Below are 11556 nucleotides of genomic sequence, written 5' to 3'. Positions count from 1 at the left end.
CCAGGGTGGGGCGCGGCGATCGAGCCGTTCTCCAGCGCCTCATGCAGAAGCGTTCGAGCCCGCCTTGAGCAGCCCGGCGCATCCTGCACCGCATGAGCGTTGTCGAGGAAACGCCCCCGAGGCCAGGGACCAGGACCGGCGCCGAGACCCCCGAGGACGGCTGTCTGCGCGACCGGGCGGCGGAACTCGCCGCCCTCGTCGAGCGGGTCCGCCGCGGCCCGGGCGACCGGGCCACCGAGGCCCAGCACGCCAAGGGGAAACTGACCGCGCGCGAGCGCATCGCGCTCCTCTTCGACGAGGGCACGTTCTCGGAGATCGAGGAGCTGCGCCGGCACCGCGCCACCGGCTTCGGCCTGGAGGACCGCCGCCCGCACACCGACGGCGTGGTCACCGGCTGGGGCAAGGTGCACGGCCGCACGGTGTTCGTGTACGCCCACGACTTCCGGATCTTCGGCGGGGCCCTCGGCGAGGCCCACGCCGAGAAGATCCACAAGGTGATGGACCTCGCCGAGGCCGCCGGGGCGCCGATCGTCGGCCTCTGCGACGGGGCGGGCGCAAGGATCCAGGAGGGCGTCACCGCGCTCGCCGGCTACGGCGGCATCTTCCGGCGCAACGTCCGCAACTCCGGGGTGATCCCGCAGATCAGCGTGATCCTGGGGCCCTGCGCCGGCGGCGCGGCGTACTCGCCCGCGCTGACCGACTTCGTCTTCATGGTGCGCGGCACGGCCCAGATGTTCATCACCGGCCCCGACGTGGTGCAGGCGGTCACCGGCGAGGTCATCACCCACGACGCCCTCGGCGGCGCCGACGCCCACGCCTCCGTCTCCGGCGTCGCGCACTTCGCCTGCGACGACGAGGAGTCCTGCCTGGAGGACGTCCGCCATCTGCTGTCGCTGCTGCCCGCGAACAACCGCGAACTGCCGCCGGCCGCGGTCACGCAGGACCCGCCGGACCGGCGCACCGAGGCGCTGCTCGACCTGGTCCCGGCGGACCCGGGGCGCGGGTACGACATGCGGGCGGTGATCGAGGAGCTCGTCGACGACGGCGACTGCCTGGAGATCCAGGAGAGCTGGGCGACCAACATCGTCTGCGCCCTCGCCCGGCTCGACGGCCGGGTGGTGGGCGTGGTCGCCAACCAGCCCGCCGCGTTCGCCGGGGTGCTGGACATCCACGCCTCGGAGAAGGCGGCCCGGTTCGTCCAGACCTGCGACGCGTTCAACATCCCGCTGGTCACCCTGGTCGACGTGCCCGGCTTCCTGCCGGGCGTGGACCAGGAGCACGGCGGGATCATCCGGCACGGCGCCAAGCTGCTGTACGCGTACTGCAACGCCACCGTGCCGCGCGTCCAGTTGATCCTGCGCAAGGCGTACGGCGGCGCGTACATCGTGATGGACTCGCGCTCCATCGGCGCCGACGTCTCGCTGGCCTGGCCGAGCAACGAGATCGCGGTGATGGGCGCGGAGGGGGCCGCGAACGTGGTCTTCCGCCGCGAGATCGCCGCGGCGCGAGACCCGGAGGCCACCCGGGCGCGGCTGGTGAAGGAGTACCGGGCGGAGCTCATGCACCCGTACTACGCGGCCGAACGCGGGCTGGTCGACAGCGTGATCGACCCGGCCGAGACCCGCGCCCGGCTCGTGGACGCCCTGGCCATGCTGCGGGCCAAGCACGCCCCGCTGCCCAGCCGCAAGCACGGGAACCAGCCCCAGTGACCGCGATCAGGGTGCTCCGCGGCACCCCGACCCCGGAGGAACTCGCCGCCTGCGTCCTGGTCCTCCAGGCCCTGACGACGAACCGCCCGCCCGACCCGTCCGGGCCGGGCGGCCCGCCCGAGGCCCCGTGGCCGAGGGCGGCGGGCCCGCTCACCGCCCCGGCGCCCTCGTGGTCGTCCACGGGGGCGCCGGCGTGGCGGGCCTGAAGGCTCAGGCCGGCAGGCCCAGTTCGCGGGCGATCAGCATGCGCTGGACCTCGCTCGTGCCCTCGCCGATCTCCAGGATCTTCGAGTCCCGCCACATGCGGGCGACCGGGTACTCGTTCATGAACCCGTAGCCGCCGTGGATCTGCGTGGCGTCACGGGCGTTGTCGACGGCCACGGTGGAGGAGTACAGCTTCGCCACCGCGGCCTCCTTCTTGAACGGCTCGCCGAGCACCAGCCGCGACGCCGCGTCGCGCCAGCCGATCCGGGCCATGTGGGCCCGCGTCTCCATGTCCGCGATCTTGAACTGGATGGCCTGGTACGTGCTGATCGCCGAGCCGAAGGCGTGACGTTCCTTCGCGTACTTCACCGACTCGTCCACACAGCCCTGCGCCAGCCCCGTGGCGAGCGCCGCGATCGCGATCCGGCCCTCGTCGAGGATCCGCAGGAACTGCGCGTAGCCGCGGCCCTCCTCGCCGAGCAGGTTCTCCACCGGCACGCGCACGTTGTCGAAGGACAGCTCGCGGGTGTCGGAGGCGTTCCAGCCGACCTTGGAGTACGGGGCGGCGACGGTGAAGCCGGGGGTGCCGGAGGGCACGATGATCGAGGAGATCAGCGGCCGGCCGTCGTCCTTGCGCCCGGTGACGGCGGTGACGGTGACCAGGCCGGTGATGTCCGTGCCCGAGTTGGTGATGAAGCACTTCGAGCCGTTGATCACCCACGCGTCGCCGTCGCGGACGGCCGTCGTCCGGGTGCCGCCCGCGTCCGAGCCGGCGCCCGGCTCGGTCAGGCCGAACGCGCCGAGCATCTCGCCCGAGCAGAGCTTCGGCAGCCAGGTCCGCTTCTGCTCCTCGGTGCCGAAGCGGTACACCGGCATGGCGCCGAGCGAGACGCCCGCCTCCAGGGTGATCGCCACGGAGGAGTCGACGCGGGCCAGTTCCTCCAGGGCGATGCCGAGGGCGAGGTAGTCGCCGCCCATGCCGCCGTACTCCTCCGGGAACGGCAGGCCGAACAGGCCCATCTGCCCCATCTGGCGGACGATCTCGTACGGGAACTCGTGCCGCTCGTAGTAGTCGCCGATCTTCGGGGCGACCACGTCGTGGGCGAACTCCTCGACGGTACGGCGGAGTTCCTCGTGCTCGGGGGTGAGCCGGTGGTCGAGGGACATGTTCGTCACTCCTTGTGGGAGAGGGCGCGGACGGTACGGGAGGGGCTCGGGCGGCCCAGCTGGTCGGCCATCCACCCGCTCGTGGCGGTGAGGGCGGCCAGGTCGACCCCGGTCTCGATGCCGAGGCCGTCGAGCATCCACACCAGGTCCTCGGTGGCGAGGTTGCCGGTGGCGGACTTCGCGTACGGGCAGCCGCCGAGGCCGCCGGCGGAGGCGTCGACGGTGGTGACGCCGTGCCGGAGCGCGGCGAGGGTGTTGGACAGGGCCTGGCCGTAGGTGTCGTGGAAGTGCACGGCGAGCCGGGAGGCCGGCACCCCGGCCTCGTTCAGGCCCCGCAGCAGCGCGGCGACGTGGCCCGGGGTGGCGACGCCGATGGTGTCGCCGAGGCTGAGCTCGTCGCAGCCCATGTCGGCGAGGGCCTTGGTGACCCGGACGACCTGCTCGACCGGGACGGCTCCCTCCCAGGGGTCGCCGAAGCACATGGACAGGTAGCCGCGCACGGACACGCCCTGCTCCATGGCCCGGGTGACGACCGGCTCGAACATGGCGAGCGCCTCGTCGACCGTCCGGTTGAGGTTGGCCTTGGCGAAGGACTCGGTGGCGGAGGCGAACACGGCGATGTGCCGGGCGCCGAGGGCGAGGGCGCGGTCGAGCCCGCGCTCGTTCGGCACCAGCACGGGCAGCCGCACGGGCAGGTCCCGCACCCGGGGGAACAGGTCCTCCGCGTCGGCGAGCTGCGGCACCCACTTCGGGTGCACGAAGCTGGTCGCCTCGACGGTGCCGAGCCCGGCGGCGGCGAGCCGGCGCACGAACTCCGCCTTCACCTCGGTCGGGACGACGGCCTTCTCGTTCTGCAGCCCGTCGCGCGGCCCGACCTCGTGGATCCGGACGCGGGTGGGCAGCCCGGGGTCGGGCACGGTCATGGGCAGGCCGGCGGCGGTCATGCGTCCTCCCCGGGCGTGACGACGGCGAGGATCTGGTCCATGGCGACGGTGGTCCCGGGCGTCACGTCCAGCTCGGTGACGGTGCCGGCGTGCGGGGCGGAGATGACGTGCTCCATCTTCATCGCCTCGACGACGAGCAGGCTCTGCCCCGCCTCGACCTCGTCGCCCACGGCCACCTTCACGACCGTCACGGTGCCGGGCATCGGCGCGGCCAGCGTGTCCGCCCCGCCGTGCCGCGCCCCGCTGAGCGCCGCGGCCACGGGATCGTGGTCCTGCACCCACCACGCGTCCCCGTCCCGCCCGAGCCAGAGCCCGTCGGGCGCGGGGGCGTACGCGAACAGGTGCGTGACGCCGTCGAGTTCGACGGTGAGCCGCCCGTTCTCGGCGGCCACGATCCGCGCGGTGCGGGACTCGCCGTCCTCCGGCAGGAGGACCTCCACGCCCCGCGCGGCCGCGCGGGTGCGGATCTCGACGGGATCGTGGCCGGGGACGCGGACGTGGTGCACGGTCCACGCGGGCGTGCCGCCCAGGCGCCAGCCGCTGGCGACCCCGAACGGGTCGACCCACCCCCCGGCGGCCGGTTCCTCGTGCCGGGCGACGAGCGCCGCGGCCGCGTACACCTCCGCGGGCACGCCCTCCGGCAGCAGGGCGGACAGGTCGCGCTCCACGAGCCCCGTGTCCAGCTCGCCCGCCACGACGGCCTCGTGCGCGAGCAGCCGGCGCAGGAAGCCCGCGTTCGTGGGGACGCCCAGCGTCACCGTGTCCGCCAGGGCGGCGCGCAGCCGGCGCAGGGCCGCCTCGCGGGTGGGCGCGTGGACGATGACCTTCGCGAGCATCGGGTCGTACAGGCTGCCGACCTCCGTGCCCCGCGTCAGGCCCGAGTCCGTGCGCACGCCGGCGCCCGCGGGCTCGCCGAGGGCGAGCACCGTGCCGCCCGACGGCAGGAAGCCGCGCGCGGGGTCCTCCGCGCAGATCCGGGCCTCGACCGCCCAGCCGTCGAGGCGGACGTCCTCCTGCCCGAAGCCCAGCTTCTCGCCCGCGGCGACCCGCAGCTGCCACTCCACCAGGTCGATCCCGGTGATCAGCTCCGTGACCGGGTGCTCCACCTGCAGACGGGTGTTCATCTCCATGAAGCAGTACGAGGCCGGGTCGCCGCCCGGCACGATGAACTCCACCGTGCCCGCGCCCACGTACCCGCAGGACCGCGCGGCCTCGACCGCCGCCGCGCCCATCGACTCCCGGAGCTCGGGGGTCAGCAGGACGCTCGGCGCCTCCTCGATGATCTTCTGGTGCCGGCGCTGCAGCGAGCACTCGCGCTCGCCGAGGTGCACCACGTTGCCGTGCGCGTCCGCGAGGACCTGGATCTCGATGTGCCGCGGCCGGTCGATCCACCGCTCCACGAGCAGGGTGTCGTCGCCGAACGAGGACCGCGCCTCGCGCCGCGCCGCCGCGATCTCCTCCTCCAGGACCGACAGGTCCCGCACCAGGCGCATGCCCTTGCCGCCGCCGCCCGCCGAGGGCTTCAGCAGCACCGGCGCGCCCATCTCCCGCGCCACGGCCTCCAGTTCGGGATCGGCGGCGCCGGGCACCACCGGGACGCCGGCCGCCTTCACGGTCTCCTTGGCGCGGATCTTGTCGCCCATCAGGGAGATCGCCGAGGCCGGCGGGCCGATGAAGACCAGGCCGGCGTCCGCGCAGGACTGCGCGAAGCCCGCGTTCTCGGCGAGGAAGCCGTAGCCGGGGTGCACGGCCTGCGCCCCGGTCCGGCGCGCCGCCTCCAGGAGCGCGGGCACCGACAGGTACGACTCCGAGGCCGCGGGCGGCCCGATGCGCACCGCCGTGTCCGCCTCCCGTACGTGCCGGGCGTCGGCGTCGGCGTCGCTGTAGACGGCCACCGAGCGCACGCCCATGGCCCGCAGGGTCCGGATGACGCGGACCGCGATCTCGCCCCGGTTGGCCACAAGGACTGTGTCGAACATGATCCGAGTTCCCCTCACATCCGGAAGACGCCGAACTGGGGGTCACCCAGGGGCGCGTTGGCGCAGGCCGTCAGGGCGAGGCCCACCACCTGACGGGTCTCCATCGGGTCGATGACCCCGTCGTCCCAGAGCCGGGCCGTCGCGTAGTAGGCGTTTCCCTGGGTCTCGTACTGCTCGCGGATCGGCGCCTTGAAGGCCGCCTCCTCCTCCGCGCTCCACGCGTCGCCGAGCTGGTCGCGCTTGACCGTGGCGAGCACGGACGCGGCCTGTTCGCCGCCCATCACGGAGATCTTGGCGTTGGGCCACATCCACAGGAAGCGGGGCGAGTACGCCCGGCCGCACATCGAGTAGTTGCCCGCGCCGTAGGAGCCGCCGACCACCACCGTCAGCTTCGGCACGCGCGTGCAGGCGACGGCCGTGACCATCTTGGCGCCGTGCTTGGCGATGCCGCCGGCCTCGTAGTCCCGGCCGACCATGAAGCCGGAGATGTTCTGCAGGAACAGCAGCGGGATGCCGCGCTGGTCGCACAGCTCGATGAAGTGCGCGCCCTTCTGGGCGGACTCGGCGAACAGGATGCCGTTGTTGGCGACGATGCCGACCGGGTGGCCGTGGATGCGGGCGAAGCCGGTGACGAGCGTCTGGCCGAACTCCGCCTTGAACTCCTGGAAGCGGGAGCCGTCCACGATGCGCGCGATGATCTCGCGGGCGTCGTACGGGGTGCGCGAGTCCACCGGCACCGCGCCGTACAGCCCCGCCGGGTCGACCTTCGGCTCCTCGACGGGCTCCACCGACCACGGCAGCGGGCCGCGTTCGGGCAGGGTCGCGACGATGTTCCGGACGATCCGCAGCGCGTGCGCGTCGTCCTCCGCGAGGTGGTCGGTGACGCCGGAGATCCGCGCGTGGACCTCGCCGCCGCCGAGCTCCTCCGCCGTGACGACCTCGCCGGTCGCGGCCTTCACCAGCGGCGGACCGCCGAGGAAGATCGTGCCCTGGTTGCGGACGATCACGGCCTCGTCGCTCATCGCGGGGACGTACGCGCCGCCGGCCGTGCAGGACCCCAGCACGGCCGCGATCTGCGGGATGCCGGCGCCGGACATCCGGGCCTGGTTGTAGAAGATCCGGCCGAAGTGCTCGCGATCGGGGAACACCTCGTCCTGCATCGGCAGGAAGGCGCCCCCGGAGTCCACCAGGTACACGCACGGCAGCCGGTTCTCCAGCGCCACCTCCTGCGCCCGCAGGTGCTTCTTGACCGTCATCGGGTAGTACGTGCCGCCCTTGACGGTGGCGTCGTTGGCGACGATCACGCACTCGCGGCCGGAGACCCGGCCGATGCCCGCGATCACACCGGCGGCGGGGGCCTGGTCCCCGTACATCCCGTTCGCGGCGAGCGGGGCCAGCTCCAGGAACGGCGAGCCGGGGTCGAGGAGGCCGTCGACCCGGTCGCGCGGCAGGAGCTTGCCGCGCGCGGTGTGCCGCGCCCGGGCCTTCTCGCCGCCGCCGAGCGCGGCCGCCGCCAGCTTGGCGCGGAGGGTCTCGGCCAGCTCGATGTGGGCCGCCTCGTTGGCCTTCCAGGCCTCCGACGCGGGATCCGCCGCGCTCGTCAGCACAGGTGCCTGCTGCATCGATCGAGCTCCCTTGCTCGGTTAATGAGCGTTAACGTATGACGCTCAGGTTAACGACCGCTAACCCGGTTGTCTAGAATTGCCTCCATGAGCACCAGGACCGACGCCCCCACGCGCCGCGAGCAGATCCTCAAGGAGGCCGCGCGCCTCTTCGCCGAGCGCGGCTTCCACGGCGTGGGCGTCGACGAGATAGGAGCCGCGGTCGGCATCAGCGGCCCCGGGCTCTACCGGCACTTCCCCGGCAAGGACGCGATGCTCGCCGAGCTGCTCGTCGGCATCAGCGAGCGGCTGCTCGACGGCGGCCGGCTCCGCGTCGAGGGCGCGGCCGGGAGCGCCCGCGAGGTGCTGGCCTCCCTGATCGACGGCCACATCGACTTCGCCCTGGACGACCGGCCGCTGATCACCCTGCACGACCGGGAGCTCGACCGGCTGCGCGACGAGGACCGCAAGCGGGTCCGGCAGCTCCAGCGCCGGTACGTGGAGCTGTGGGTCGAGGTCGTGCGCGCGCTGTACCCGGCGGCCGGCGAGGCCGAGGTGCGGGCGGCCGTGCATGCGGTCTTCGGCCTGCTCAACTCCACGCCGCACCTGGGCGCCCCGCTGGGCCGCACCGCCATGGAGGAGCTGCTGCGCCGCCTGGCCAACGGCGCCTTCGAGGCCCTGGCCGCCGAACCGGCGGTCCGCTAGCGCGTCCGTCGGCCGAAACAGGTGCCCGGAAGCGATCCGACTCGTTCACAATGAGTCGCATGCCGATACTCAGCCGTGACGCCCTCGTCGAGCAACTGGTCCGCACCCGTATCGCCGGAGACGTCGCCACGCCCCGCGACAACAACCTCTCCCACTACCGCAAGCTCGCCAACGGGGACCGGCACTACTGGCTGGGTCTGGAGTTCGGCGACCGGTGGGCCGACGAGCAGGACGTGCTCGCCGTCATGGCGGAGCGATGCGGCGTCAACGACGACCCGGCGCACCGCTTCGGGCAGGACACCATCGACCCCGAACTGACCGTCGCCGCCCTGGACCGGGCCGCCGCCCGGCTGCGCAAGGCCGCCGCGGGCCGGGAGCGGGTGCTCTTCGCGACCGGCCACCCCGGCTCGCTCATCGACCTGCACAGCCGCACCGCCGCCGCGCTGCGCGCCGCGGGCTGCGACATCGTCCGCATCCCCGGCGGTCTGATCGCCGACGAGGGGTACGTCGTCCAGTTCGCCGACGTCTCCCTCTTCGAACGCGGCGCGAGCCTGTGGCACACCCACTCGCCGGAGCCGATGAACGCGATCCTCGACGCGCTGGAGGCGGAGGGCAGCCCGCTGCCCGACCTCGTGGTCGCCGACCACGGCTGGGCGGGCCGCGCGGCGCAGCGCGGCATCGACGCCATCGGCTACGCGGACTGCAACGACCCCGCCCTGTTCCTCGCCGAGGCCGAGGGCACCCTCCAGGTCGCGATCCCCCTCGACGACCACGTCGTCGACCCCCGTTACTACGAACCCCTCACCGCCTACCTGCTGAACGAGGCGGGCCTGAGCTAGGGGGTGTCCGGAAAGTAGCGTCGTCTGCCCGAAGGGCAGGGCTCGCGGCGTCTGGTGCGTGTCATCGCAAGGCGGAGGAGGGAGTCATGGCTCGCCATGGCGACCGACGACAACGCCGCGAGGACGCGTGCCAGACGCCGCGAGCCAGGCGGGACTTTCCGGACACCCCCTAGGGGCGGGGGACGCGGACGACGCCCTCCTGGATGACGGAGATCGCCAGCCGCCCGTCCTGCGTGTAGATCCGGGCCTGGCCCAGGCCCCGCCCGCCCGAGGCGGTCGGGGACTCCTGGTCGTACAGCAGCCACTCGTCGGCCCGGAACGGCCGGTGGAACCACATCGCGTGGTCCAGCGAGGCCCCCACCACGTCGCCGACGGCCCAGCCGCCCCGCCCGTGGGCGAGCAGCACCGAGTCCAGCAGCGTCATGTCGGAGACGTACGTGGCCAGCACCACGTGCAGCAGCGGGTCGTCCGCCAGCTTCCCGTTGGTGCGGAACCACACCTGCGAGCGCGGCTCCCGCCGCTCCCCGACCGTGCCCCACGGAGGGGTCTCGGCGTACCGCAGGTCCACCGCGGCCCGGGCCTCGACCAGCCGGTCCGCGACCTCGCGCGGCAGGTGCCGCGGCAGCATCTCCGCGGCGGTCGGCAGCGACTCCGGGTCCGGCGCGGCCGGCATGTCGTCCTGGTGCTCGAGACCTTCCTCGTACGCCTGGAAGGAGGCGGACAGGTGGAAGATCGGCTGCCCGTGCTGGACGGCGACGACCCGGCGCGTCGTGAAGGAGCGCCCGTCGCGGATCCGGTCGACGGTGTACACGATCGGCGCGCCCGGATCGCCCGGCCGCAGGAAGTACGCGTGCAGCGAATGGGCATGCCGGTCCTCGGGCACGGTCCGCCCGGCCGCCACCAGTGCCTGGGCGGCCACCTGGCCGCCGAAGACCCGGGGGACGAGCGCGGAACGGGACTGCCCCCGGAAAATGTCCTGCTCGATCCGCTCCAGATTGAGCAGATCGAGCAGGTCGTCGAGCGCTCCGGGCACTTACAGACCCATCGACTTGGCGATGATCGACTTCATGATCTCGCTGGTGCCGCCGTAGATGCGGTTGACGCGGTTGTCCGCGTACAGGCGCGCGATCGGGTACTCGTTCATGTAGCCGTAGCCACCGTGCAGCTGGAGGCAGCGGTCGATCACGCGGTGCGCGACCTCGGTGCAGAACAGCTTCGCGGAGGCAGCCTCGGCGGGGGTGAGCTCACCCGCGTCCAGGGCCTCCAGGGCGCGGTCGGCGACGGCCTCGGCCGCGTCCACCTCGGCCTGGCAGGCGGCCAGCTCGAACTTGGTGTTCTGGAAGTGCGCGACCGGCTTGCCGAAGACGGTGCGCTCCTGCACGTACTGCTGGGCGAACCGGACGGCGGCCTTGGCCTGCGCGTACGCGCCGAAGGCGATGCCCCAGCGCTCGGAGGCCAGGTTGTGGCCGAGGTAGTAGAAGCCCTTGCCCTCCTCGCCGAGCAGGTCTTCGACCGGCACCTTCACGTCGACGAACGCCAGCTCGGCGGTGTCGGAGGTGCGCAGGCCGAGCTTGTCCAGCTTGCGGCCGATGGAGTAGCCCTCGGACTTGGTGTCCACGGCGAACAGGGAGATGCCGAACCGGCGGTCCTGCTCGCTCGGGGCGGAGGTCCGCGCGCACACGATCACACGGTCGGCGTGCACGCCGCCGGTGATGAAGGTCTTGGCGCCGTTGAGGACGTAGTGGGTGCCGTCCTCGGAGAGCTTGGCGGTGGTCTTCATGCCCGCGACGTCGGAGCCGGTGCCCGGCTCGGTCATCGCCAGCGCCCACATCTCCTCGCCGGAGACGAACTTCGGCAGGTAGCGCTTCTTCTGCTCGTCGGTCGCCAGCATCTTGATGTACGGAAGGGCGAGCAGCACGTGCACGCCGGACCCGCCGAACTGCACGCCCGCGCGCGAGGTCTCCTCGTAGAGGACGGCCTCGAACTTGTGCGTGTCCAGACCGGCGCCGCCGAACTCCTCGGGCACGTTGATGCCGAAGATGCCCAGCTCACCGAGCTTGTAGTAGAAGTCGCGCGGGGCCTGGCCGGCCGCGAACCACTCGTCGTAGACGGGGACGACCTCGGCCTCGATGAACGCCCGAATGGTCTCCCGGAACGCCTCGTGGTCCTCGTTGAATACCGTACGGCGCACGGGCCGCCCTCCTTGTCTAAGCGCTTGCTCAGCCTACGTCCCGTCGAAGTTACCCGCCGGTCATCGACCCTGTCCAGAGAAGTGGACGTCGCACGGATCACAACGGGCGCGAGCGCGGCCCACGGCGGGAGCGGGGGACGTGGAGGGGGTCGCGTTCGGGACGTGGAGCGTGATGTGTGGCGCGGGAGAAACGCCCAGAAGACCAGCGACCGAAGCG

At 72.7% G+C, this 11556-nt stretch carries 10 protein-coding genes; 4 read left to right on the top strand and 6 right to left on the bottom strand.

Features of this window, described 5'->3' with window-relative positions:
* Positions 1-92 precede the first annotated feature (92 nt).
* Positions 93-1709 carry an acyl-CoA carboxylase subunit beta gene (locus tag ACNJ93_RS10915; RefSeq protein WP_418957186.1) on the top strand — a complete coding sequence of 539 codons (1617 nt, stop codon included), beginning with the start codon at positions 93-95 and terminating at the stop codon, positions 1707-1709.
* On the top strand, positions 1706-1915 hold the full coding sequence (locus ACNJ93_RS10910) for an acyl-CoA carboxylase epsilon subunit (RefSeq protein ID WP_418957185.1): 210 nt from the start codon (positions 1706-1708) through the stop codon (positions 1913-1915). Before ACNJ93_RS10915 ends, ACNJ93_RS10910 begins: the two co-directional genes overlap by 4 nt.
* Before the next feature lie 4 nt (positions 1916-1919).
* Here the strand turns inward: ACNJ93_RS10910 and ACNJ93_RS10905 are convergent, their stop codons facing one another.
* Genes ACNJ93_RS10905 through ACNJ93_RS10890 form a run of 4 tightly spaced genes read right to left on the bottom strand, consistent with a single transcriptional unit; the run spans position 1920 to position 7625 of the window.
* Positions 1920-3080: an acyl-CoA dehydrogenase family protein gene (locus ACNJ93_RS10905; protein WP_418957184.1), complete on the bottom strand. Its 1161-nt coding sequence runs from the start codon at positions 3078-3080 to the stop codon at positions 1920-1922.
* A 5-nt stretch (positions 3081-3085) separates the two neighbouring features.
* On the bottom strand, positions 3086-4024 hold the full coding sequence (locus ACNJ93_RS10900) for a hydroxymethylglutaryl-CoA lyase (RefSeq protein WP_418957183.1): 939 nt from the start codon (positions 4022-4024) through the stop codon (positions 3086-3088).
* Positions 4021-6003 carry a biotin carboxylase N-terminal domain-containing protein gene (locus ACNJ93_RS10895; RefSeq protein WP_418957182.1) on the bottom strand — a complete coding sequence of 661 codons (1983 nt, stop codon included), beginning with the start codon at positions 6001-6003 and terminating at the stop codon, positions 4021-4023. The genes ACNJ93_RS10900 and ACNJ93_RS10895 overlap by 4 nt, the downstream gene beginning before the upstream one ends.
* A gap of 14 nt (positions 6004-6017) precedes the next feature.
* On the bottom strand, positions 6018-7625 hold the full coding sequence (locus ACNJ93_RS10890; RefSeq protein ID WP_418957181.1) for a carboxyl transferase domain-containing protein: 1608 nt from the start codon (positions 7623-7625) through the stop codon (positions 6018-6020).
* Between the two features lie 87 nt (positions 7626-7712).
* Here ACNJ93_RS10890 and ACNJ93_RS10885 point away from each other — a divergent pair, with 87 nt between their 5' ends.
* Both ACNJ93_RS10885 and ACNJ93_RS10880 read left to right on the top strand, forming a co-directional pair.
* Positions 7713-8309, top strand: coding sequence for a TetR/AcrR family transcriptional regulator (locus ACNJ93_RS10885; protein WP_418957180.1), 597 nt, complete (start codon positions 7713-7715; stop codon positions 8307-8309).
* A gap of 59 nt (positions 8310-8368) precedes the next feature.
* Positions 8369-9148 (top strand): phosphatase, encoded by a 780-nt coding sequence (locus ACNJ93_RS10880; protein WP_418957179.1) that lies wholly within the window; start codon positions 8369-8371, stop codon positions 9146-9148.
* A gap of 169 nt (positions 9149-9317) precedes the next feature.
* On the opposite strand, the gene tesB is transcribed toward ACNJ93_RS10880, so the two are convergent.
* Together tesB and ACNJ93_RS10870 are read right to left on the bottom strand one after the other, a co-directional pair.
* Complete coding sequence (gene tesB / locus ACNJ93_RS10875; protein WP_418957178.1) at positions 9318-10181, bottom strand: acyl-CoA thioesterase II; 864 nt, start codon at positions 10179-10181, stop codon at positions 9318-9320.
* Positions 10182-11339: an acyl-CoA dehydrogenase family protein gene (locus tag ACNJ93_RS10870; protein ID WP_418957177.1), complete on the bottom strand. Its 1158-nt coding sequence runs from the start codon at positions 11337-11339 to the stop codon at positions 10182-10184.
* Positions 11340-11556 lie beyond the last annotated feature (217 nt).

The organism is Streptomyces tritici, from assembly GCF_048500665.1.
GTDB classification, from domain to species: domain Bacteria; phylum Actinomycetota; class Actinomycetes; order Streptomycetales; family Streptomycetaceae; genus Streptomyces; species Streptomyces tritici.
This window is presented reverse-complemented; position numbering and strand designations above follow the sequence as displayed.